The sequence below is a fragment of the Aestuariimicrobium sp. Y1814 genome (genome assembly GCF_050113895.1).
In the GTDB taxonomy this organism is placed as follows: domain Bacteria; phylum Actinomycetota; class Actinomycetes; order Propionibacteriales; family Propionibacteriaceae; genus Aestuariimicrobium.
This window is the reverse complement of record NZ_JBNJRW010000003.1, coordinates 134,379-157,690: the sequence shown is the minus strand read 5'-3', so window position 1 is coordinate 157,690 and position 23,312 is coordinate 134,379. Positions and strand designations below refer to the sequence as shown.

General features: G+C 68.8%; 19 protein-coding genes and 2 tRNA genes. 7 read left to right on the top strand and 14 right to left on the bottom strand.

Going from position 1 to position 23,312, the window contains the following annotated elements:
- Window positions 1-11: 11 nt before the first annotated feature.
- The 9 genes from ACQE3C_RS04850 to ACQE3C_RS04810 all read right to left on the bottom strand — a co-directional run bounded on the left by ACQE3C_RS04850 (window position 12) and on the right by ACQE3C_RS04810 (window position 9,663).
- The gene (locus ACQE3C_RS04850; RefSeq protein ID WP_434538049.1) at window positions 12-1,868 is read right to left on the bottom strand and encodes an AMP-dependent synthetase/ligase; all 1,857 of its coding nucleotides are present in this window, start codon (window positions 1,866-1,868) and stop codon (window positions 12-14) included.
- Window positions 1,869-1,995: 127 nt separating this feature from the next.
- On the bottom strand, window positions 1,996-2,766 hold the full coding sequence (locus ACQE3C_RS04845) for a carbon-nitrogen hydrolase family protein (protein ID WP_434538048.1): 771 nt from the start codon (window positions 2,764-2,766) through the stop codon (window positions 1,996-1,998).
- Between the two features lie 5 nt (window positions 2,767-2,771).
- The gene (gene clpX / locus ACQE3C_RS04840; RefSeq protein WP_434538047.1) at window positions 2,772-4,055 is read right to left on the bottom strand and encodes an ATP-dependent Clp protease ATP-binding subunit ClpX; all 1,284 of its coding nucleotides are present in this window, start codon (window positions 4,053-4,055) and stop codon (window positions 2,772-2,774) included.
- Between the two features lie 113 nt (window positions 4,056-4,168).
- Window positions 4,169-4,831 carry an ATP-dependent Clp protease proteolytic subunit gene (locus tag ACQE3C_RS04835; RefSeq protein WP_434538234.1) on the bottom strand — a complete coding sequence of 221 codons (663 nt, stop codon included), beginning with the start codon at window positions 4,829-4,831 and terminating at the stop codon, window positions 4,169-4,171.
- Window positions 4,832-4,848: 17 nt separating this feature from the next.
- The gene (locus ACQE3C_RS04830) at window positions 4,849-5,415 is read right to left on the bottom strand and encodes an ATP-dependent Clp protease proteolytic subunit (RefSeq protein ID WP_434538233.1); all 567 of its coding nucleotides are present in this window, start codon (window positions 5,413-5,415) and stop codon (window positions 4,849-4,851) included.
- A gap of 128 nt (window positions 5,416-5,543) precedes the next feature.
- Window positions 5,544-6,971: an AI-2E family transporter gene (locus tag ACQE3C_RS04825; RefSeq protein ID WP_434538046.1), complete on the bottom strand. Its 1,428-nt coding sequence runs from the start codon at window positions 6,969-6,971 to the stop codon at window positions 5,544-5,546.
- 143 nt (window positions 6,972-7,114) lie between these two features.
- The gene (gene tig / locus ACQE3C_RS04820; protein ID WP_434538045.1) at window positions 7,115-8,611 is read right to left on the bottom strand and encodes a trigger factor; all 1,497 of its coding nucleotides are present in this window, start codon (window positions 8,609-8,611) and stop codon (window positions 7,115-7,117) included.
- Window positions 8,612-8,814: 203 nt separating this feature from the next.
- Window positions 8,815-8,888, bottom strand: a tRNA-Gly gene (locus tag ACQE3C_RS04815).
- Between the two features lie 103 nt (window positions 8,889-8,991).
- On the bottom strand, window positions 8,992-9,663 hold the full coding sequence (locus ACQE3C_RS04810; protein ID WP_434538044.1) for a hypothetical protein: 672 nt from the start codon (window positions 9,661-9,663) through the stop codon (window positions 8,992-8,994).
- Window positions 9,664-9,735: 72 nt separating this feature from the next.
- Here ACQE3C_RS04810 and ACQE3C_RS04805 point away from each other — a divergent pair, with 72 nt between their 5' ends.
- Together ACQE3C_RS04805 and ACQE3C_RS04800 are read left to right on the top strand one after the other, a co-directional pair.
- Window positions 9,736-10,974 carry a hypothetical protein gene (locus ACQE3C_RS04805; protein ID WP_434538043.1) on the top strand — a complete coding sequence of 413 codons (1,239 nt, stop codon included), beginning with the start codon at window positions 9,736-9,738 and terminating at the stop codon, window positions 10,972-10,974.
- Window positions 10,975-10,987: 13 nt separating this feature from the next.
- Window positions 10,988-12,178, top strand: coding sequence for a hypothetical protein (locus ACQE3C_RS04800; protein WP_434538042.1), 1,191 nt, complete (start codon window positions 10,988-10,990; stop codon window positions 12,176-12,178).
- A gap of 425 nt (window positions 12,179-12,603) precedes the next feature.
- On the opposite strand, the gene ACQE3C_RS04795 is transcribed toward ACQE3C_RS04800, so the two are convergent.
- Window positions 12,604-12,679, bottom strand: a tRNA-Pro gene (locus ACQE3C_RS04795).
- A 172-nt stretch (window positions 12,680-12,851) separates the two neighbouring features.
- Here ACQE3C_RS04795 and ACQE3C_RS04790 point away from each other — a divergent pair.
- From ACQE3C_RS04790 to ACQE3C_RS04780, 3 genes are all read left to right on the top strand, one after another.
- Window positions 12,852-13,274 (top strand): CBS domain-containing protein, encoded by a 423-nt coding sequence (locus ACQE3C_RS04790; RefSeq protein ID WP_434538041.1) that lies wholly within the window; start codon window positions 12,852-12,854, stop codon window positions 13,272-13,274.
- Window positions 13,275-13,356: 82 nt separating this feature from the next.
- The gene (gene cls / locus ACQE3C_RS04785) at window positions 13,357-14,790 is read left to right on the top strand and encodes a cardiolipin synthase (RefSeq protein ID WP_434538040.1); all 1,434 of its coding nucleotides are present in this window, start codon (window positions 13,357-13,359) and stop codon (window positions 14,788-14,790) included.
- 79 nt (window positions 14,791-14,869) lie between these two features.
- Window positions 14,870-16,774, top strand: coding sequence for a gamma-glutamyltransferase family protein (locus tag ACQE3C_RS04780; protein ID WP_434538039.1), 1,905 nt, complete (start codon window positions 14,870-14,872; stop codon window positions 16,772-16,774).
- A gap of 16 nt (window positions 16,775-16,790) precedes the next feature.
- On the opposite strand, the gene ACQE3C_RS04775 is transcribed toward ACQE3C_RS04780, so the two are convergent.
- Together ACQE3C_RS04775 and ACQE3C_RS04770 are read right to left on the bottom strand one after the other, a co-directional pair.
- The gene (locus tag ACQE3C_RS04775) at window positions 16,791-18,257 is read right to left on the bottom strand and encodes a hypothetical protein (protein ID WP_434538038.1); all 1,467 of its coding nucleotides are present in this window, start codon (window positions 18,255-18,257) and stop codon (window positions 16,791-16,793) included.
- Window positions 18,230-19,105, bottom strand: a complete 876-nt coding sequence (locus tag ACQE3C_RS04770; protein ID WP_434538037.1) for an Fpg/Nei family DNA glycosylase — start codon at window positions 19,103-19,105, stop codon at window positions 18,230-18,232. Before ACQE3C_RS04770 ends, ACQE3C_RS04775 begins: the two co-directional genes overlap by 28 nt.
- A gap of 21 nt (window positions 19,106-19,126) precedes the next feature.
- On the opposite strand from ACQE3C_RS04770, the gene ACQE3C_RS04765 reads away from it, so the two are divergent.
- Window positions 19,127-19,315, top strand: coding sequence for a hypothetical protein (locus tag ACQE3C_RS04765; protein WP_434538036.1), 189 nt, complete (start codon window positions 19,127-19,129; stop codon window positions 19,313-19,315).
- 12 nt (window positions 19,316-19,327) lie between these two features.
- On the opposite strand, the gene ACQE3C_RS04760 is transcribed toward ACQE3C_RS04765, so the two are convergent.
- Window positions 19,328-19,783 carry a ribose-5-phosphate isomerase gene (locus ACQE3C_RS04760; protein ID WP_434538035.1) on the bottom strand — a complete coding sequence of 152 codons (456 nt, stop codon included), beginning with the start codon at window positions 19,781-19,783 and terminating at the stop codon, window positions 19,328-19,330.
- A gap of 40 nt (window positions 19,784-19,823) precedes the next feature.
- Here ACQE3C_RS04760 and ACQE3C_RS04755 point away from each other — a divergent pair, with 40 nt between their 5' ends.
- On the top strand, window positions 19,824-21,092 hold the full coding sequence (locus ACQE3C_RS04755; protein ID WP_434538034.1) for a GNAT family N-acetyltransferase: 1,269 nt from the start codon (window positions 19,824-19,826) through the stop codon (window positions 21,090-21,092).
- Between the two features lie 127 nt (window positions 21,093-21,219).
- Here ACQE3C_RS04755 and ligA read toward each other — a convergent pair whose 3' ends face one another.
- Window positions 21,220-23,310: an NAD-dependent DNA ligase LigA gene (ligA, locus tag ACQE3C_RS04750; protein WP_434538033.1), complete on the bottom strand. Its 2,091-nt coding sequence runs from the start codon at window positions 23,308-23,310 to the stop codon at window positions 21,220-21,222.
- Between the last annotated feature and the right edge of the window lie 2 nt (window positions 23,311-23,312).

Below are 23,312 nucleotides of genomic sequence, written 5' to 3'. Positions count from 1 at the left end.
GTCGGCGCCGGTCAGGACTTCTTCTTGCTGCCCGCGTAGAGCTCGTCGATGACCGGGGCCATGGCGTCGATGAACTTGGAGCGCTTCAGTTTCATGGTCGCGGTCACCAGCCCGGCCTCTTCGGAGACGTCGGCGACCAGGGCGACCCAGTCGTCGATGCGCTCGGCGTGGCTGCCGCCCTTGTTGGCGTCGGTGACCACGGCCTGGATCGCGGCCAGCAGCTGCGGGTCGGTGATCTTCTCACCGGGCACCGCCGGCGGGGTCTCCCACTTGCTCTCGAGGTCGGGGCGGTTGTTGGCCTTGGCCCATTCCTTGAGGGAGGGCAGGTCGACCACGAGCACGGCAGCCGGGTGGGGGCGACGGTCGCCGACGACGACGGCCTGGGCCACCAGTCCCCCACGTTCGACGACACCCTGCCAGCGCTGCGGGGAGATGTTCTTGCCCGAGTCGGTCAGGATCATGTCCTTGGCGCGGCCGGTGATGAACAGGCGCCCGTCGGCGTCGAGCTTGCCGAGGTCACCGGTGGGGAAGAACCCGTCCTCGGTGAAGGCGGCGCCGTCGCCGGCGTGGTGGTAGCCGGCGAACACGCCGATGCCCTTCAGCTCGATCTCACCGTCGGGCGAGATCCGCACGGTCGACCCGGGCACCGGGGTGCCGACGCTGCCGACCACCGACTGGCCGGGGTAGTTCAGGGTGATCGGGGCGGTGGTCTCGGTCAGGCCGTAGCCCTCGAGGACGTTGACCCCGACGCCGCGGAAGAACAGGCCGAGTCGCTTGTCGAGCGGGGCCGCGCCGCTGACCATGTACTTCAGGCGCCCACCGAGGGTTTCGCGGATCTTGGAGTAGAACAGCTTGTCGAACAGGGCGTGCTGGGCCTTCAGCGCGAACCCGGCCTTGCTGTCGCGGCCGGCCTCCTGCGCCTCGAGGTGCAGCGCCCAGTCGACGGCGACCTGCTCGGCACGGTTGAAGACCTTGCCCATCTTCTTCTCTTCGGCCGACTTGTGCACGGCGGCCAGTACCTTGGCCATGACGCGGGGCACGACCACCATGAAGGTCGGCTGCTGGGCCTTGAGGATCGCCACTACGCGGCTGGCGTCACGCACGTGGGTGATCGTGGTGCCACCCCAGAACGTGGCCAGTTGGACGAAGCGGGCCAGGATGTGGGCCAGCGGCAGCATCAGCACGGTGGTGGCGCCGTCGTAGATCAGTTCGGGCACGGACTCGACGACGTTGACCGCCAGGTGGGCCAGGTTGGCGTGGGTGATGGCGGCGCCGCGGGGGTCGGAGGTGGTGCCGGAGGTGTAGACCAGGCTGGCGATGGTGTCGGGTTCGGCGGAGTTCTCCCGCTCGGCCAGCTGCTCGTCGGTGACGTCGACGCCCAGGGCGCGGAACTGCTCGAGGGTGTTCTCGGTGCCGTCGACCATGCGCCACAGCCGACCGGGCAGCTCGATGTTCTGGGCCTCCAGCGCACCCTGCAGCAGCTTGACGTGGCGGCCGGTCTCACCGAAGGCGAGCTTGGCGTCAGAGTCCTTGAGGATGAACGCGGCCTGGTCCTGCGAGCTGGTCTCGTAGATGGGCACCGGCACGGCGCCGGCGAACTGGGCGGCGAAGTCGCACACGGTCCACTCGTAGCGGGTGGCCGACATGATGACCACGCGATCGCCGATGCCGATGCCCGCCGCGATGAACGACTTGGCGACCGCGACCACGTCATCGAGGAACTGGGCGGCCGTGACATCGTGGTAGGCCTGGTCCTTCTGGACGCGGAAGGACACCTTGTTCGGCGTCAACTCCACGCGGCGGCGCACCAGCTGGGGCACGTTCTTGATGCTGTCAGTGGCAACGATCGGCGGGGTTGTCTTCTCCACGGGACTTCCTTAAGGACGAGTGCGGTCGGGCGGAATGGACCGACGATATGCCGGATACCCGGTCAGCCTATCGACCCCATGCCCCGAATGGCGCCCGTCCAGCACCGCGTTTTCGAGGCCGGGCCGCTCAGCCCAGCGGGATCGCCTCACGCACCCGGGCCACCAGGTCGACGTCGATGTCGGTGACCAGCACCCCGTCAGCAGCCCCCAGGGCGGCCACCACCTTGCCCAGTGGGCCCGCCACCAGGGAGTGGCCCACTCCCAGCGGGGCGCGCGAGGTCGCCGACGGGTCACCCGACTGGTCGGCACCGACGACGAAGGCCTGGGCGTCCATGGCGCGCGAACGCACCAGCAGTTCCCACTGGTCGACCTTGTCGACGCCCGGCGCCCAGGAGGCCGGCAGGCAGATGACTTCTGCCCCGGCCCGGCGCAGGTCGGCGAACTGGTCGGCGAAGCGCACGTCGTAGCAGGTGGCCAGGCCGATGGTGGTGCCCAGCGCCTCGAAGGTGACCAGTTCGCTGCCCGGCGCGACGGTGGCGGACTCCTTCGACCCGAACGAGTCGTACAGGTGCAGCTTGCGGTAGTGGTGCAGGGTATGGCCGTCGGTGGCGACCACGGTGTTGTGGACCCGACCGTCGCCGGCCGGCTCGAACATGCCGACCACCAGCCAGGCACCCAGGTCGGCGGCGATACCGGTCACCACCTGCACGAAGGGCCCGTCGAGGGGTTCGGCGACCGGGGCGAGGCGGGTGGTGAAGTTCGCCATCATCGCCTCGGGGAAGACCACGAGCCGGGCACCCTGGTCGACCGCCTGCCGGGCCTGTTCGGCGATGATGTCGAGGTTCTCGGCGGGGTCGCTGGTGCTGCGCACCTGGACGGCCGCCACCCGGATGGTCATGGCGATCAGGCCGACAGGTCGCCCCGCTGGGCGAGCTTGGCCCGCGGCACCAGGGTCGGCTTGGCCTCACCGATGATGGCCTCGGCGGTCACCAGCACCCCGGCGACCGAGGACTCGCTGGGCACCTCGAACATGACGTCGAGCAGTGCCTCTTCGAGGATGGCCCGCAGGCCACGGGCGCCGGTGCCCCGGGCCAGCGCCTTGTCGGCGACGGCCTCGATGGCCTCGGGGGTGAAGTCGAGTTGCACGCCATCGAGTTCGAACAGCTTGCGGTACTGCTTGACCAGCGCGTTGCGCGGCTCCTCCAGGATGCGGGTCAACGATTCCTTGTCGAGCGGACGCACGGTACTGATGATCGGCAGTCGTCCGATGAACTCGGGGATCAGCCCGAACTGGTGCAGGTCCTCCGGCGTGGTCTGCGACATCAGGTCGTCCTCATTGATCGACCGGTCCTCGTCGGAGTTGCTGAACCCGAGCGGGCGCTTGCCGACCCGCTGGCCGATGATGTGTTCCAGGCCCGAAAACGCGCCGCCGACGACGAACAGGATGTTCGAGGTGTCGATCTGCAGGAACTCCTGGTGGGGGTGCTTGCGCCCACCCTGCGGGGGCACCGAGGCGACGGTGCCCTCGATGATCTTCAGCAGGGCCTGCTGCACGCCCTCACCGGAGACGTCGCGGGTGATCGATGGGTTCTCGGCCTTGCGGGCCACCTTGTCGATCTCGTCGATGTAGATGATGCCGGTCTCGGCCTTCTTGATGTCGAAGTCGGCCGCCTGGATCAGCTTCAGCAGGATGTTCTCGACGTCTTCACCGACGTAACCGGCCTCGGTCAGCGCGGTGGCGTCGGCCATCGCGAAGGGCACGTTGAGCTTCTTGGCCAGCGTCTGGGCGAGGTAGGTCTTGCCGCAGCCGGTCGGCCCGATCAGCAGGACGTTCGACTTGCCCAGCTCGACCGCATCCTCCTCGGCGCGGCGGGGGGTGTCGGAGCTCTGCGCCTGGACGCGCTTGTAGTGGTTGTAGACCGCGACCGCCAGGGCGCGCTTGGCGTCGTCCTGGCCGATCACGTACTCGTTGAGGAAGTCACGGATCTCGCGGGGACGGGGCAGTTCCTCGAGCTGGCCGACGTCGGTGGCCTCCGAGAACTCCTCTTCGATGATCTCGTTGCACAGGTCGATGCACTCGTCGCAGATGTAGACGCCGGGTCCTGCGATGAGCTTCTTCACCTGCTTCTGGCTCTTCCCACAGAAAGAACACTTGAACAGGTCACTGGTCTCACCAACGCGAGCCATTGGCGCCTCCTTCCAGAAGATGTGCGAACGGGTCAGGTGGGTTCAACCCTAACCCGTTGGGGGTTGCCGCCGAGGAAGCAACCCCCAACAAGGGACAGATCCTGAGTGGACTCTCAGATGTCCTTGAGCGAGGTCAGGATGTCGTCGACGATGCCGTACTCGACGGCCTCTTCGGCGGTCAGGTACTTGTCGCGTTCGATGTCCTTGGTGACTTGCTCCAGCGGCTGGCCGGTGTCGCTGGCCAGCATGTTCTCCATCAGGGAGCGGATGCGCAGGATCTCCTTGGCCTGGATCTCCAGGTCGGAGGACTGGCCGTAGCCACCCTCGGTCGCCGGCTGGTGGATCAGGATGCGGGAGTTCGGCAGCGCCAACCGCTTGCCCTTGGTGCCGGCCGCGAGCAGCACGGCCGCCGCGGAGGCAGCCTGGCCCAGGCACACGGTCTGCACGTCGGGCTTGATGTAGCGCATCGTGTCGTAGATCGCGGTCAGCGCGGTGAACGAGCCACCGGGTGAGTTGATGTAGATCGAGATCTGGCGCTCGGCGTCCATCGACTGCAGGCACAGCAGCTGCGCCATCACCGCGTTGGCGATGTCATCGGTGATCGGGGTGCCAAGGAAGATGATGCGGTCCTCGAACAGCTTGGTGTAGGGGTCGACGCGGCGCACGCCGTAGCTGGTGCGCTCTTCCCACTGGGGGATGTAGTAGTCCATCGAGGGGCCCTGGGGGGCCATTCCCCCGGGGGCGCCGGGCACGGGGGAACCGAAGTTGAGTGGCATGGTCATGGCAGGGTTCCTCACTGGTTCGGGGCGTCGGTCTTGATCATGCTGGCGCGCTCGTAGACATGGTCAATGAACCCGTATTCCAGCGCCTGCTCGGCGGTGAACCAGCGGTCACGGTCGGAGTCCGCCTCGATCTGCTCGACGGTCTGGCCGGTGTGCTCGGCGATCAGCTGCGCCATCGTCCGCTTGATGTGCAGCGACTGCTCAGCCTGGATGCGGATGTCGGAGGCGGTACCGCCCAGGCCACCCGAGGGCTGGTGCATCATGATGCGGCTGTGCGGCAGGGCGTAGCGCTTGCCGGGGGTGCCGGCCGACAACAGGAACTGGCCCATCGAGGCAGCCAGGCCCATGGCCACGGTGGCGACGTCGTTCGAGATCCACTGCATGGTGTCGAAGATCGCCATGCCGGAGTCGACCGACCCACCGGGCGAGTTGATGTAGAGGAAGATGTCCTTCTCGGGGTCCTCGGCGTTGAGGAGGAGCATCTGCGCACAGATCGCGTTCGCGTTCTCGTCCTTGACCTCGGACCCGAGGAAGATGATGCGATTGGCCAGCAGGGACTGGTAGACGCTGTCGGTCATCCCGAAGCCTGCACCGCCGGCTGCAGCCTGGATGGTCTTGTCTGGAATGTTCACGTAGAAGAACCTACCCGGTCCCCCCGACAATTCCTGAGTGGATGGGCCACTGTTCGCTGGAGGCGTCGCGTGGTTCAGTCGTTGCCGAGCGCCAGCTCGGGCTCCTCGACCGGTTCGGCGCTGATCGCATCCTGGGGTCGCGAGGAGATCAACGCGTTCACCCAGCGCGACTGCGGGTCGGGGTCGATCAGCAGTGCCTTGACCAGCAGCGACATCGGCAGCGCCAGCAGTGCGCCCAGCGGGCCGAGCACGGCGGTCCACAACATCAGCGAGATGAACGACAGGGTCGGCGTCAGGCCGACCGCATTGCCGGCGAACTTGGGCTGGATGATCGACTGGACGACAAAGTTCAGCACCGAGTAGGCCACCACGACCGCGATCGCAGTCCGCGGGCCGGAGTCAACCAGGGCCAGCAGCGCCGGCGGCACCAGGCCGATCACGAAACCGATGTTGGGGATGTAGTTGGTCAGGAAGCTGAACACGGCCCAGACCAGCGCCAGCGGCACCCCGAGCCCGATCAGCACGGCCAGGTCGAGGACCGCCACGATCAACCCGAACACGGTGGTGACGATCCAGTAGCGGCGGATGCCGACGGCGAAGTTGCCCAGCGCCCCGATGAACGAGCCGTGGTTGCGTGAGGCGATGTCGAGGCGCTCCTGCATCTGCGGGGTGTCCATCAGCATGAAGATCAAGGCGGTGATCATGACCACCAGCAGGGTGCCGACGTTGCCCATGCTGGCCAGCACCCCGGAGACCACCCCCGCCAGCTGGGACGGGTCGATGCTCATCACCTGGTCGCGCAGCATCTCCTCGGACAGGCCGAGGCCGGCCAGCCAGGTGATGGTGTCGGTGTACATCGCGGCGAATTGGGAGTTGTAGTCGGGCAGCTTCTGCACCATCGCCGCCACGGCCCAATACATGCCGAACAGGAACAGCGCCAGCAGCGCGATCACGGTCAGGCCGGTGACCAGCACCGCGATCACCGTGGGCACCCGGTAGCGGCGCTGGATGCGGTACAGCGGGTAGGCGGTGATCATCATGTTCAGCGCGAAGAAGATCGGGGCGACAAAGCTGGAGTACTCATGCATCATCCACAGCGACAGCCCGATCCCCGAGATGCCGAGCACGACCGGCAGGAACCGCGAGGAGGTCATCGCACCGGCGGGGGCTGCGGCCTTGGCCGCCGGGCGCTTCGCCGTGCCGCCGTTGTCGGGGCTCTTCGCCGAGGTGGCCCCGTTGTCGGACTTCCGGGCTTCGGGGTTCCGGGCCTCGGGGTTCGCGGTGGTCAGGCTCTTGGGCTCGGGCTTTTTCGCCTCGGTGCTCTTGGCGGACCCGGACGAGGAGGCGGGGCGCGGTACGTCGGCGGAACTCGCCGCCACGGGGGCGCCGTCACCGGCAGGACGAGCGGCTGATGCGGCCGCACCTGCCGTCGCCGCAGCAGCCTGCTCCTCGGCGGCACGGCCACCGAGCAGACCCTTGACCCATCGACCGATCTGGCTCATCGAGCTCCTCATCTCCCCGGGTCCCGCCCTGCGGACGACCCACACGCGACAATACTGGCAGATGCCCCGACCACCCCCCGGGAAGCAGAACTGCCGCACCCCCATCGGGGATGCGGCAGTCCTGACGTGTCAGACCGGGAGGATCAGGCCTCGTCGTCCTCAGCCTCGTCGTCCTTGGCCTTCTTGGTCGACTTGGTCGGCTTCACATTGGCCGGGACGACCGGGGCGTCGGCGGCCGAAGCCTTGGCGGCGGACTTCTTGGGGGCCGGGGCCTCAGCGGCCTCGTCCTCGGCGTCCTCGTTGACCAGGTTGCCGTCCTGGCCCAGCTTGGTCAGGTCGATGACCTTGCCGTCGGCGTCGGTGATCTTGGCGGCGTTGACGATCTTGGTCAGGGCCTTGTTGCGGCGCACCTCGAGCATCCACTCCTGGGTGTGGTTGTGCTCCATCATGTGCTGCATCTCCTGCTCAGGAGTGCTGCCCGACTGCGCGGCCTTGCTGAAGATGAGCTGGGTCAGCTCCTCCTGCTCGACGCCGATCTCGTCCTCGTCGGCCAGCTTGTCCAGCACGACCTGGGCGCGCAGGGCGTCCAGGGAACGCTTCTGGATGGTGGCCCAGAAGTCCTCGGCGTTGTTGGCCTCCTCCTCAGCCTCCTCCAGGTAGCGCTCCAGGGTCAGACCGGCCTGGGCCAGCTGGGTGTTGATCTGCTGCTGGCGGGCCTCGAAGTCGGCGGTCACGACGGCCTCGGGCAGTTCGAAGTCGGTCTGCTCGAGCACGGCCTCGAGCACCTTGTCACGGGCGTCGGTGGCCTGCTTCAGGCGGGCCTGGCGGACGATGGCGTCGCTCAGGTCGGCCTTCATCTCCTCGACGGTGTCGAACTGGCTGACCATCTGGGCGAACTCGTCGTCCAGCTCGGGCAGTTCCTGCTCGGCGACCTTGGTGACGGTCAGCTCGATCTCGGCCTCCTCGTCCTTGTGGGCGCCACCCACCAGGGTCGAGGTGAAGGTGGCGGTCTCGCCGGCCTTCAGCCCGGTGGCGGCCTCGTCGAGGCCGTCGAGCATGCCGCCGGCACCCAGCTTGTAGGTGACGCCATTGGCGCTGGCCTCGTCGAGCAGCTCACCGTTCTGCTTGCCGACCAGGTCAAGGGTGACCACGTCGCCCTCGGCGGCGGCCCGGTCGACCTCGGTGGTGGTGGCGAAGCGCTGGCGCAGGGTCTCCAGGCGATCGTCGAGCTCGGTGTCGGCGACCTCGAGCACGGGCACCTCGGCGCTCACGGCCGAGAAGTCGGGCAGGTCGAACTCGGGGCGCACGTCGACCTCGGCGGTGAACTCGACCAGGTCACCGTCCTCGAGCTTGGTGACATCGACATCGGGCTGGCCCAGCGGGACGAGCTTGTGCTCCTCGACGGCCGAGGCGTAGGCCTCGGGCAGCGCGGAGTTGATCGCCTGCTCGAGCACAGCACCACGACCGAAGCGCTGGTCGATGACACGCGCAGGCACCTTGCCCTTGCGGAAGCCGGGGACGGTGACCTGGCCGCCGATCTCCTGGTAGGCCTTGTCGAGGGCCGGCTTGAGTTCGCTGAAGGGCAACTCGATGGTGAGCTTCACCCGGGTCGGGCTGAGCTGCTCAAGGGTGCTGGGCACGTGTTCTCCTGGATGGTGTACGGGTGTACGGGGTGGCCCGACCAGTCAAGCGGGCACCACCAAGCGGCGCCCGCGGCAGGGCTGACCGGACAATCCTAGCGATGCGCGCCATGTGCACCAAAGCAGCGGGCCTCCTGCACCCAGGGTGGCACCAGGACGAAGGGGCCTGCGGGAACGCGAAGGCCCCGCCGGGGCGGGGCCAGTGGAGCGGATGACGGGAATCGAACCCGCGTAGCTAGTTTGGAAGACTAGGGCTCTACCATTGAGCTACATCCGCAGGGCCGCGGCTGGTCGGCACGCGGCGCGCCCCAAGTATGCCAGAACGGGCCGGTTCACGCGAAGCCGCGGAGGACACCGCTCGGGGCTCCCGGGTTCCCGGCTCAGGGTTCGTAGGTGAACGGGTAGCCGTCGCGCCAGACCACCTCGAGGGTCAACTTCTGGTCAGCCCGCTTCGGGAAGGCGAGTTTGAAGCTGCGTTCCTGTCCCGGGGCGAGGTCGCCGGTGGGCATCCCCACTCCCTGGGACGAGTCGGTCACCGGCTCGACGGGCTGGCCGTCGACCAGGCCGGTGATCCACCAGAAGTCGATGGGTGCTGCCGACGGGGAGTTGTTGATCACGGTGATGGTCACCACGACGTGGTTGCCGGGCGCTCCCCCGGTCGGGGTGAACGGCTGCGGTGGGTCGACCCGGATCGCGGAGTTGTCGGCGTAGGTGGTCACCCCGCCGTACTGCTTGGTCCGGGACCCGTCGGTGGGGTCGGGCGAATGCCCGGTCAACCCGGTGGTCTGCGTGGAGACCGTGGTGGGCTGGTCGGTGGCCGTGGCCGGCGGGGCGCTGGTGGTGGCGGGGCTGGTGGTCGGGGCCTCGCTGGTGGCGGGGGCATCCGGCGTGGTCGGCACTGCCTCGGTGGCCGGGATGCTGGCCTGCGTGGTCATCTGGACCGGGGTGCCGGTGACGTCCTCGTCCGACGACGTGCACCCGGACGCGACGAGGGTGACGACCAGCGCGGCGGCGCCCAGGGTGCCCCAGCGGGGCCGTGATGTCCAGACCATGGCTGCCATGGTACGTGAGGCTGCCGCGCCTGAGCTCTGGCATTCGAGCCCCGGATGGGTAATGCTGTTTTCATGTCCGAGGACTCGCTGAACCTCACCCTGTCGGGCGAGTTGGCCGCCGCCGTCCGGTCCACCGCCGAGGCGGCGGGCCTCTCGGCGCAGGAGTGGATGCAGCAGGTCGTCCGGGAGCGGCTGGAGCGCGGCACCGAGCCGTCGTCCAAGGCACCCTCGTACAGCGCGCAGGGGCTCGGCTCGCCGGACGCGTGGGAGGAGGTGAGCGACCCCCGGGGCCTGTTCACCGTGCCGCTGCCCCGCGGGTGGCACCACCAGGCCACGGTGGCGCAGGGCCCGGGCGGGCAGGTCTCGACCTTCACCACCACCAGCCCCGACGGGGCCACCACCATCCATGGCAACGACCCGCAGGAAGGGCTGCGGATGCCCGGGTTCGGCAGCCTGCTGCGCGGTGAGGACAAGTCGGCCGCCGGGTTCGGTGGGGCCTACCTCACCAAGCATTACGGCAAACTGCCCGGTTTCCGGGTGACCGGGAGCGCTCCCCTGCCCGAGCTCGGCCAGGCCGTCCAGCAGGGCCTGGTGGCGCGGCAGATCCAGCCCAGCTTCGTCGACGCCGCCTACGTGCGCGCAGAGTTCGTCCGCGACAGCACCCCGATGACGCTGGCGGCCGTGGTGTCGACCGTCGGGCTGGGCATGGGGTGGGTTCCCCAGGTGATGCACATCGTCTCGAGCGGTGATGCGGCGGGGTTCGTGCCCGCCTGCCTGCACATCAACGCCGCGATGAAGCTCACATCGCAGGGTGAACAGGCGGCTCACGTGGAACGCGTGCAACGCCAGCAGCAGCACGAGGCGACCATGGCGAACATCGCGGCGAACTCTGCGGCGATGACCGCCGCGCACAACCAGCGGATGCGGAACATGTCCGCCCAGAATGCGGCCTTCCAGCAGTCGCTGGCCGAGCGGCAGCAGACCTTCGATGCGGGGGTGCAGAGCTGGCGGCAGCAGCAGGCGGCCAGCGACGCGAGCCACTCGTCCTACATGTCGGGGCTGCGCGAGGCCCCGACCTACGGCGCCGGTGGTGGTGGGCCCGACGACCACCGCAACTTCCTGAACATGATCAAGGAACAGGAGACGGTGGTGGACCGCTCGGGCTGGGAGCACCAAGTCGAGGCCGGGCCCGACAAGTACTACTACAACGAGTACCAGGAGCGGTTCATCGGCCTGGAGAACCACCAGGACATCCATGACGTGCCGGGGATCAACCCGGACGACTGGTACGAGACCCCGATCCAGCGCTGAGGCCGGCGGACGAATGAGTGAGCCACTGCAGTTGAGTCTCGACAAAGACCTCACCGACCAGGTCCGCGCCGCCGCCGAGCGCGACCAGGTGCCGGCACCGACCTGGGTCGTCCGGACGATCGCCGATGCCCTTGGCGAGGCTCGACCCCATCACGGGGAGAATGCTGACCAGGCAGTTCCCCCACAGCCATCGAACTCCGCCGCGAGCCCCGCAGCGAGTTCCGCACAGACCACCACGGAGGACCCCATGTCCAGCCCGCCGATTCCACCCCAGATGCCCAACCCCGCCGACCCCGGGGCTCCCCCGCACCCGAACAACCCGCACGGCTGGGAACTGGCCACCAGCCCCGGCAATGCGTTCACCGTGCAGGTACCCCGCGGATGGTTCCGTGACCTGCAGCAGCGCCAGACGGGGCAGTCGAGCTTCGTCCGCTGGGCGGTGACGACCAGCCCTGACCAGGCCACCACGATCATCACGGCCGACCCCGACATCCCGTGGTTCGTGGCCCCGGGGGCGCCGTCGACCAACCCGCAGGCCGCCACGCTGGACCCGGCGCCGGCCGAACAGTGGGCCACCACCTACCTGAACTACAACCTGGGCTCCAAGGAGGGCTTCGAGATCACCAACCAGCAGCCCTCGCAGGAGATGCTGGACTGGCTGCGCACCCAGCGCGACGACGGGGCGATCAACTTCACCTGGGACTCCGCCGCCCAACTCGATGCTCAGTACACCGAGGCCGGGGCAACCCGGACCGTGACGGTGCTGGCGTGGACCGGCGGCGACGACCAGGGCAACTGGACCGCGCGCGCCGTCCGGATCCTGTCCGCCGGGGACTCGACGGCCTTCGTGCCGGCGGCGCTGAAGGTCAGCCGGTCACTGGAGCTGACCCCCGGTGAGCGGATGCGCCAGGGGTTCAGCGGGGAGAACAAGGCATGGCTGGGGGCCTGGGGCAAGAAGGCCGCCCGGGGCATCAACAAGGCCTTCGACGACCTCGGCGGCAAGAAGTCCCCCACCGGGCAGGGCTACCAGCAGCCCGGGCAGCAGGGGTACGGGCAGCAGGGGTACGGGCAGCCCGGCCAACCGGGGTATGACCCGTCGGGCCAGCAGGGATATCGCCAGCAGGGCTACGGGCACCCGGGCCAGAGCGTGGACCCCGGTCAGCAGGGGTACGGGCAGCCCCCGTACCAGCCGCCGTCGGGATGAGCCTGCACAGGATGAGCCTGCACAGGGAGGTTGGTCGGGGCGAAGTGCCCTGTTCCACCACATAGTTGACGACTGTCCCCAGACATGGTTAACGCTGCCCCATGGGCACCACGGAGAAGAACCGGATCAGCGTGCCCAACGTCGTCATCGCCGGCAGGACGCTCGTGTCCACGGCCGGGCGCCACGTCTGCAGAGCCTGTTGGCATCCGCAGGCCGAGTTTGCGTTTGCACGTCTGGCAGACCCGCAGACTCAGGGTCGCGCTGCAGACGTGGATTCGCGCTGCAGACGTGGATTCGCGCTGCAGACGTGGGCCGCAACCCCAGCCACTCGGCCCCGAACCAGGACCACCACCAGGCCCCAAAAAGAAAACCAAGTCCCGAGACACCCGATGACGATGTCCCGAGACTTCACAATGACTTCACAATGGTCGGGGCGACAGGACTCGAACCTGCGGTCTCCTGCTCCCAAAGCAGGCGCGCTAGCCACTACGCTACGCCCCGGTGTCGGCGGGGGTCAGCCCGACAACATCGTCCAGCGTACTGGACACCCACCTGTGCCGGTGACCACCCGAGAACTCCCTGACCACCCGAGACGTCACTGGGAACCGAGAAGTCACTGAGAACATCGTCACTCCCCTACCCGCGACCCCCGCGCGCCGTCGTAACATCAAGCATGCGTATCGACGAGGTGGTCCGCCGCAAGGGACATGACGTCATCACAATCCGTTCTGACGCGACCGTCGCCGAACTGCTTGACCTGCTCGAGCAGCACCACATCGGCGCCGTGGTCGTCTCCGATGGGGACGACCGGGTCGACGGCATCATCTCCGAGCGAGACCTGGTGCCACTGGTGCGTGAGGACGGCGCCGGCGCCCGCCTCGTCCGCGAGGTGATGACCCGCGACGTGTTCACCTGCGGACCCGAGGAGGAGCTCGAGCTCATCGCTCGGACGATGACCGATCGCCGCGTGCGCCACCTGCCCGTGGTCAAGGACGGACGAATGGTCGCCATCGTGTCCATCGGTGACGTCGTCAAGAACCGGCTGGACGAACTGCAGACCGAGCGCGACCAGCTTGAGGGCTACGTCCGCGGCTGACGCCCGCAGCCCGGCCGGGCACATCGCCCAGCCACCAGTTGAAACGCCGTTGCGCCGCGCCGTGAAGCGGTAGACATGTCCCATGAACTTCTGGCTGGTCGTGGACGTGGTCCTGCTCCTGTACTGGATCGGCGTCATCATTGCCATCGTCAGTTCCGACCGCGACCCCACGGCCGCCCTCGCCTGGCTGGTGATCCTGATCACCCTGCCGTTCGTGGGGCTGGTCATCTACTTCTTCTTCGGCCGCAACTGGCCGGTCATCTCCCAACGCTCGAAGAAACGACAACGCCTGACCGCGATCAGCACGGCGTTCCTACCGCAGGTCCTCCAACCCCACGCCGAGCAGGTGGCCGCGTTCCGCGAGAACATCACCACCGACTGGGTCGCCCGGACGAGCACCGTGATCGCCACCACGGCCCAGGCGCCGCCGCTGCCGGTGCGCACCTGCGAGATCAGCGTCGACGGCGCCGAGTACTTCGACCTGCTGATCGACGACCTGGCCAACGCCAAGCGGTTCATCCACATGACCTACTTCATCTGGGAGCACGACGAGCTCACCGCCCGGATCACCAAGGTGCTGCTCGACCGGCTGGCGGCCGGGGTCGAGGTGCGCATCCTCAACGACTTCTTCGGGTGCCTGCCCTACTCGAAGAAGGAAATGCGCCAGCTCAAGAAGGCCGGCGCCCTGATCGGCAGCGACATGAAGGGCCTGGCGCGCCTCAACTACCGCAACCACCGCAAGATCACCGTGGTGGACGCCGAGATCGGCCACACCGGCGGGTTCAACCTGGGCCAGGAGTACATCGACGGCGGCAAGAGGTTCCCGGCCTGGCGTGACACCGGGCTGCGCATCACCGGCCCCGGGGTCGCCGACCTCGAGAAGCTGTTCGACCTGCGCTGGTACGAGGTCTTCGGTGAAGACCTGTTCCGCACCGAGTACTACCCCGACGCGTCACTGCCGAGCGGCGACATCATCGTCCAGACCGTGCACCACGGCCATGACGACCCCTGGTACTCGGCCACCCGCGCCCACCAGGTCGCGATCAGTGGCGCCAAGGACCGGGTGCTGCTGCAGTCGCCGTACTTCGTGCCCGACTCCTCGACGATGGACGTGCTGGTCAACGCCGCCGCCAGCGGGGTCCGGGTTGACCTGATGACCACCTCGTACCTGGACAAGAAGGTGCCCTGGTATGCCGCCGAAACCTACTTTCGTCCGCTGTTGAAGGCCGGCGCCCGCATCTGGCAGTGGGAGAAGGGCTTCTTCCACACCAAGACCCTCACCGTCGACGGCGTGGCGTGCTCGATCGGGACGATGAACCTCGACATGCGCAGCCTGCGCCTGCACAAGGAACTCATGGTCTGGATCTACGACGAAGACCTGGCCGCCGAACACGAACGCCACTTCAATGACGACCTGGCCAACTGCCGCGAGCTGACCCTGGCCGAGGTCGAATCGTGGGGCTGGGCGCGACGGTTCCGCAACTCCGGGGCGCGCCTGATCTCGAACCTGCTGTAGAGGTCAATTCGACCTACCGACTGCAGGATCGTCCGGCCCGGGTTTAGATGGAAGCTCCCCTCATTGCTAGGAGCACATCGTGAACAGCCCCTCACCGTCTCGCCGCGCGCTGCTCGCCGCGGCCGCCCTGGGCACCGCCGCTGCCGTGGCGACCCCCGCTGAAGCCTTCGCCAAGGGAAAGCCCGACCCCAAGCCGAAGCCAGGCCCCAAGCCCAAGCCCACCCCGAAGCCGACCCCGGTCGGCCCGCCGGTGCCTGAGCCGCTGCGGGTGCCCGAGGCCATCGGCAGCGGTGGCGCGGTCTCGTCGGTCGACCCCTACGCCAGCGCCATCGGCCTGCAGGTGCTCAAGGACGGCGGCAACGCCGTTGACGCCGCGATCGCCACCGCCGCAGCGCTCGGCCTGACCGAGCCCTACTCCTCGGGCATCGGCGGCGGCGGGTTCTTCGTCTACCGCGAGGCCAAGACCGGACGCACCTGGACGATCAACGGCCGCGAAACCGCGCCGCGCACTTTCCACGAAGGATCCCTGACCGACGGCAACGGCAACGCCCTGAACTTCAACGAGGTGGTCACCTCGGGGCTGTCGGTCGGCACCCCCGGCACGCTGGCGACCTGGGCGGTCGCCGCCCGGCGGTTCGGCACCCGCAAGCTGGCCGACCTGCTGGAACCGGCCGAGGAACTGGCCCGCCGCGGGTTCTACGTCGACGCGAACTTCCGCTCGCAGACCTCGTCGAATGCGACCCGGTTGGCCCGCTTCCCCGCCTCGGCACAGCTGTTCCTGCCCGGCGGCGCCCCGCCCGAGGTGGGCTCGGTGTTCAAGAACCCCGACCTGGCCGACACCTATGCGCTCATCCGCCGCCGCGGGGTCAACGAGTTCTACCACGGCCAGCTGGCGCGTGAGATCGCCGCCGAGGCCGCGAACCCGACCACCAACCCGGGTGACAGCGTGTTCAAGGGCCAGCTGCGCCCCCAGGACCTGGACCGCTACACCGCCTCGGTGCTCAAGCCCACCGAGAGCAGCTTCACCGCCGCCGGCCACCGCCAGCGGCTGACGGTCCACGGGATGGGGGTGCCGAGCTCGGGTGGCATCGCGGTCGGCCAGATCCTCAACCTGATCACCGCCTTCGCCGAACGCACCGGCATCGGCCTGTCGCAGGTCTCGGAGATCGACTACCTGCACCGCTTCGCCGAGGCCAGCTCGATCGCCTTCGCCGACCGCAACCGCTGGGTCGGTGACGTGCGCGGGGTGCCGGTCAATGAGCTGCTCAGCATGGGCTTCGCCCGGGAGCGCGCCGGCGTGTTCGACCCCACTCGTGCGCAGGCTCGCCCGATCCCGTTCGGCTTCCCGGACGGTGACTACACCACCCCGCCGCCGCTGGGCACCGCCCAGGGTGAGCCGTACGAGGGCCCGCACACCACCCACTTCAACGTGGTCGACAAGTGGGGCAACACGGTGGCCTACACGCTGACCATCGAGCAGACCGCGGGCTCGGCCATCACGGTGCCCGGACGAGGATTCCTGCTCAACAACGAGCTGACCGACTTCAACTTCGTGCCGCTCACCCCGGGAGTGCCCGACCCGAACCTGCCCGGTTCCGGCAAGCAGCCCCGTTCGTCGATGAGCCCGACGATCCTGTCCGACAAGTCGGGAGCGGTGCTGGCCGCCGGCACCCCCGGTGGGGCGACCATCATCACGACCGTCGCGCAGATCATCCTGGGCCACCTGGAACGGGGCCTGCCGCTGGTGGCTGCGGTGGCCGCGCCGCGAATCAGCTCCCGCAACTCCGCCAGCGCGGGGGTTGACGGGGGCCTGCACACCTCGGCCACCGGGGCCGGGCTGCGGGCACTGGGCCATGTGCTGACCAACAGCGGGTCGATCGGGTTGGCCTCGGGCATCGACATCAACGGCAAGACCATGATCGCGGCGGCCGAGACCACCCGCGGTGGCGGTGGCGCGGCCCGGGTGGTCAAGCCAGGACGCTGAGGCCGGTGATCGACGGTTACAGGCCGGCCAGCACCCAGCCGAAGGCCTCGCAGCCGTCCGGCAGATCGATGCTCGCCACGACCTTCTGCCGGGCGGCCTGCCGGGCCACCGCCAGCGGCACCGGCCAGCGAGCGGTCAGGTCCCAGTGCTCGGGGTACAACGAGGTCAGGGTATGCACCTGCGCCAGCCGCACCAGGCTCACCGTCTCCCCCGGCAGCCCGGCGCCGAGCAACCCGGCCACCCGCCAGGCGTCCTCGTCCGGTTCGTCGGCGGGGTCCAGCAGGCCGGCCTCGACCCGGCACATCGCCTGCTCGACGCGGCTGAGCTGTTCGGCGACCGGGGAGCGGCGGGCGCGCAGGGTGGGGCTGGTTCGTCCGAGTTGCATCGCCAGCAGCCGGGTGTGGACGAGCGCAAGTTGGCTGCCGGGCACGGTCGGCATCCGGGTCACCAGGTCTTCGAGCCCAAGCCAGATGTCGTCGGCGCCGGGGTTGTCGGCCAACCAGGAGCTGACGGTCATCACCTCCAGCGGGTGCACCGGGCCCGAGCGGGCGCAGGATTCCTCGACCGCGGTGACCAGGTAGTCGCCGACCTCTTCGGGGCCGAGCGTGTCGGCCGCACAGGTGACGATCCAGGCTTCCCAGGGTTCGCAGGTGCGGGGGTCGGTGACGTCGAGGATGCGGCTGGCCTCCCGGTGCTTGGCCGAGTCGAGGTTGCGGCCCCACCACAGGTCGATGGTGGTGGTGCCGAGCCGGTTGTGCACGTGCACCTGGTGGCGCCCGGGTGGGGCACCGATCCAGGTGTCCTCGTCCTCGAGGCTGGTGCGGATCTCTCGGGAGGCGGTGGTCGCGGCATCGGGCAGCGACAGCACGACCTCTTCGCCTTCGGCCAGGGCCACCCGTTCGGGCCACCAGAACGGCAGCACCCGCGCCACCTGGGTGTGGTCGTCCAACCAGGCGCCGCGCCACGACACCTGGAACTGGCCGGGGCCGTGGTCTTCGGTGTGGGCCGCCAGCACCAGCGGGTCGGGGGTCAGCAGCAGTTGGCCGTCGACCTGCTGGGCCTGGCCGCGCAATTGGGTCAACAGCAGTTGCTGGGCTCGTCCGGGGTCGACAGCGATGGTGGCCTCTCCCCCGCCCAGCCAGCGCCGGGTGGGCCAGGTCGCCGAGAACCTCAGCCGCGGCGCGGGCACGCTGACCTGCGCATCGCCCTTGTTGAGCAGGGTCACCCGCAGCGTCCAGGCTTCCTCCCAGACCTGCCGGACGACCGCGGTCGGCCCGTCCGGGTGGGTCCACTGCTGTTCGACCTCGGTGCTCAGCAGGGTGACTTCGCCGAGCGCCCAGGGCATCGGCAGCTCGACCCGCAGGGCCCGCAGCAGCACCTGCCCGCCGTCCTGCTCGGTGACCTGTCCGAGGTCGCCGGAATCGGTGACCTCGAACTCGAGGCCCTGCCAGTGGATCAGCGGCGGCGTTGGCATGTCGGACACCAGTACAGGTTGCGGGCTTCCAGGATCTTGCTGCGCACTTCGCTGCCGCAGACCAGGCAGGGTTGGCCGGTGCGGCGGTACACGTAGACCTCACCGCCGTGGGCGTCCTCGCGGGCGGGCCGGCCCATCGCCTCGGGCAGGTGTTCGTCGGTGACGGTGTCGATGCGCCCGTCGACCACGCCCTGGCGCATCAGGACGACCAGGTCGGCCCACATCGCGTCCCACTGCTTCTTCGAGATGCGCGTGCCGGGGGTCATCGGGTTGCGCCGGTGCCGGAACAGCACTTCGGCGCGGTAGATGTTGCCGACCCCGGCGGCGACCTTCTGGTCCATCAGGAGCGCGGCGATGGGTTTCGAGGAACGCTTCACCCGTGCGTAGCCGCGGTCGGGGTCGGCGTCCTCACGGATCGGATCAGGTCCCAGGGCGGCGACCACCTGGTCACGGCGTTCGGGGCTGACCAGGGCGCAGGTCTGGGGGCCACGCAGGTCGGCGGCCAGTTCGTCATTGTTGATCCGCAGCCGCACCTGGCCCTGGGGTGGTGCGGTCGGGGCGAGCCCCAGTTTGCCGATCAACCCGAGGTGGATGTGGATGCTCGTCTCGGGGATGCCGGCATCGAAGTCGACGAACAGGTTCTTGCCCCACGCCTCGGCACCGGTCAGCACGTGACCGTCGAGCAGCGCCGCCGACTCCGCGAAACGCCCCTGCGGCGAGCTGACCTCGACGCGCAGGTGGGCGAAGGCATCGGTCAGGGCATGCGCGAGCCGGTGGATGACGTGACCTTCGGGCAAGAATTCCCTCCTGACAAGCAGTTCGTCCGGTGCACTGGTGATTGTCGGCCAGTATTCCATGCGGGCACCTAGACTTCCGGCATGGACAGGCGTCAGGAGCGTGGCGGCGACAAGCGGGAGTTCGGCCGCGACGGCATCTCGGGGTTGGTCGACCGGGACCGTGCCCTGCGGGCCCGTGAGGTGTCCCGGCCCACCCCCGAGGACGTCTCCCGGGCCGAGCGGGTCGTCGACGACCTGCTCGCCCGCGCCCAGGGTCGGCGCCGACGCTGAGTCTGCGCCAGGTCAGAGGGAGCCGGTGTCCTCGTACTTGGCGAGCATCTCCAGACGACGGGCGTGGCGGGCCTCGTTCGTCCACGGGGTCTCGAGGAAGGCGAGCACGATCGCCAGGGACTGGTCGAGCGGCTGCATCCGGCCACCCAGGGCGACGCAGTTGGCGTTGTTGTGCTGGCGGCCGAGCCGCGCCAGTTCCGGGTTGTAGGCGAGTGCCGCCCGGACTCCCTTGACCTTGTTGGCCGCGATCTGCTCACCGTTGCCGGAACCACCCAGCACGATGCCCAGGGAGCCGGGCTCGGCAGCCACTGCCTCGGCGCAGGGGATGACGAAGGTCGGGTAGTCGTCGGCGGCGTCATAGGTGGCCGCACCGTGGTCGACGACGTCGTAGTCGCGGGCCTGCAGTTCGGCGACCAGGTATTCCTTCAGCTCGAAGGCAGCATGATCAGTGGCAATGTGAACGCGCATGCCCCCATCTTGTCAGGTTCGTCGCCACTAGGCTGGGCGGGTGAGCGACTATTCCCTGACCCGCATTGATTCCGGCACCCGCACCCCCGAGCTCGAGGCCTGGGTTCGCGCGGTGTCACTGGGATTCCTGTCCGGCGACACCAGCCCCGAGCAGCTCGACAAGCAGGTCGAGTTCCTCGCCCGGGACGCGGGCCGGGTGCGGGCAGTCACCTACGCCGCCGACGGTGATTCCGCGCAGGTGCCGGCGGCGATGACTGCGCCGCTGGCGACGTTCCTGTCCTGGGACAACACCATCAACACCGGCGGCGGGCACCTGGAACCGGCCAACTTCATCACCGATGTGACCGTGCGCCAGACCGCCCGCCGCAAGGGGCTGCTGCGGGAAATGATGATGACCGACCTGGGCGAGGCCCGCGAACGCGGCCAGAGCCTGGCCGCGCTGACCGTCACCGAGGCCACGATCTACGGCCGGTTCGGGTTCGGCGTCTCGATGCTGCACCACCGCTACGAACTCGACATCAGCCACGGGTTCGCGCTGCGCACCCAGCCGGTCGGCAACATCGTCCAGCTCGACCCCACCTCGGACGAGGCAGCTGCGCTGTGGCGCGACACCTTTGACGCCTTCCACCGCAGCCACCTGGGCTCCCACGGCGCGAGTGCCGCCCATGAGTCGTCGGTGCTGGGCCGCTTCGACTGGGAGTCGGGGGCGGTGGACCGCAAGATGCGTGCGGTGGCCCACGTGGGCGCCGGCGGCCGGGTGGACGGAATCCTGACCTACCGCATCGTCGAGGACGAAGAACTGCAGGTCGTCGAACTGCTGGCGCTCAACCCGAACGCCGAGCTCGGGCTGTGGCTGTTCATCGGCAACCACGACCTGCTGAAGCGGGCGACCTTCCGCCGGGGTGACCCGAACGGGCCGCTGCGCTGGGCGCTGGTCGACCCGCGGCGGCTGCGCACGGTGGAGGTACGCGACTCGATGTGGACCCGCCTGCTCGACGTGCCGGCCGCCCTGCGGGTGCGCCGCTTCGAACAGGACGGCGAGATCACCCTCGGCGTGGCCGACCCGTCCGGTTTGGCCGGTGGCACCGTCACCCTGTCGGTGCGCGGCGGGCACGTCGAGGCCTCCCCCAGCCGGGAGACCCCGCAGGTGACCATGGGCATCGACACCCTGGGGTCGCTGTACCTGGGCGGGTTCAGTGCCCGGGTGCTGCACGGCGCCGGGCGCATTGAGGGCTCCCCGGAGGCGGTGGCGGCCTTCGACGACCTGTTCCGCGTCGCCGAGGCCCCCCGCACGCTGCGATACTTCTAGTCTCCGCTCCGCTCCGACGGGCGCCGCCAAAACCAATCCCGGCGCGCTCGCTCGTGCCTCGCTCGCTTGCGGGAGGGTTCGCTCGTACCTCGCTGACCCGAGCGGCGGTCCTGGGTACGTTCGGCGATCAATCGCTGTGACTGGGAAACACCGCGTCGGGGCCGCCTTCGAGGAGGGCGACGAAGCCCGCTTCGTCCAGGATCGGGCGGCCGAGTTCCTCGGCCTTGGCGGCCTTGGAGCCGGCGTTGGCGCCGATGACGACGAAGTCGGTGTTCTTGCTGACCGAGCCGGAGGCCTTGCCGCCGCGGGTGATGATCGCTTCCTTGGCGCCGTCGCGGCTGAAATTCTCCAGCGAGCCGGTGACCACGACCGTCAGGCCCTCCAGGGTCCGTTCGATCGACAGGTCACGCTCGTCGGCCATCCGCACCCCATCGGCAGCCCAGGTGTCGACCACCTCGTTGTGCCAGTCGACCTCGAACCAGTCACGGATCGACTCAGCAATCACCGAACCCACCCCGTCGGTGGCGGCCAGCACCTCCACCGGGGCCCGCCGGATCTCCTCCAGTGAACCGAACCTGGTTGCCAGCGCCCGGGCCGCGGTCGGCCCGACATGGCGGATCGACAACGCCACCAGCACCCGCCACAGCGGTTGCTCCTTGGCCTTGTCGAGGTTGGCCAGGAACTTGTGGCCGTTGGCGCTGAGCACCTTGCCGTTGACCGACTCCTCGCCCTTCTTCGCCGAACGGGTGAAGAAGTCGAGCTGCACCAGGTCGTCGGCGGTGAGCCGGAACAGCTTCGCCTCGTTGGCCAGGGGCCCCGGGCTGAGCAGGGCGCTGGCGGCCTCCCAGCCGAGCGCCTCAATGTCGAAGGCCTGGCGTGAGGCGAGCGCGAACAGCCGTTCCCGCAGTTGGGCGGGGCACGACTCGGCGTTCGGGCAGCGGATGTCCTTGTCACCCTCCTTCTCGGGGCGCAGTTCACTGCCGCAGTCGGGGCAGTGGGTCGGCATGACGAACTCGACCTCGGTGCCGTCACGCAGGTCGACCACCGGCCCGAGGATCTCGGGGATCACGTCGCCGGCCTTTCGCAGCACCACGGTGTCGCCGATCAGCACGCCCTTGCGCTTGACCTCATGGGCGTTGTGCAGGGTGGCCATCGCCACCGTGGACCCGGCCACCACGACCGGCTCCATCACTCCGTAGGGGGTGACCCGGCCGGTGCGACCCACATTGACCTCGATGGACAACAGCTTGGTGTTGACCTCCATCGGCGGGTACTTGTACGCAATCGCCCAGCGGGGCGCGCGGCTGGTGAACCCCAGTTCACCCTGCTGACCAAGGTCGTCGACCTTGATCACCACACCGTCGATCTCATGCTCGACCGAGTCCCGCTGCTCCCCGAAACGGGTCACGAAGGCGTGCACCTTCTCAGCGGAGTCGACCACCTCGAAGTGGGTGGTGGTCGGCAGCCCCCAGCCCTGCAGCCGCTCGTAGGCCTGCGACTGGCGAGTGATTTCGAAGCCCTGCCGCACCCCGATGCCGTGCACCAGCATGTGCAGCGGGCGGGTGGCGGTGACCGCCGGGTCCTTCTGCCGCAACGACCCGGCAGCAGCATTGCGGGGGTTGGCGAACGGGGCCCGACCGGCCTCGACCAGGCTGGCGTTGAGGTCGGCGAAGGCCTCGATCGGGAAGAAGACCTCCCCGCGCACCTCGACCACGGCCGGGATGTCGCTGCCCTGCAGGCGGTGCGGCACGCCCGCGATGGTGCGCACGTTGCCCGTGACGTCCTCACCGACTCGTCCGTCACCGCGGGTCGCGGCACGCACCAGCTGGCCCTGCTCGTAGGTCAGGTTGATGGCCAGGCCGTCGATCTTGGGTTCCAGCAGCAGGTCGACCTGCTCGGCGCCCAGCCCGCGGTGCACCCGCGCCAGCCAGTCGTCCAGTTCCTCGACGGAGAACACGTTGTCGAGGCTGGTCATCTGGCTGAGGTGGGTGACCGGCGCGAAGTCGGTCAGCGCCTGGGCAGCACCGACCCGCTGGGTGGGGCTGTCCGGGGTGCGCAGCTCGGGGTACTGGTCCTCCAGCGCCTCGAGCTCACGCAGCCACTGGTCGTACTCGGCGTCGGAGACGGTGGGCGCGTCGCGCCCGTAGTACGCCTCCTGGGCCTCGGTGATCCTGGTGGCCAGGTCGGTCCACTGGTGTCGGACCCGGGGGTCGGCCATCC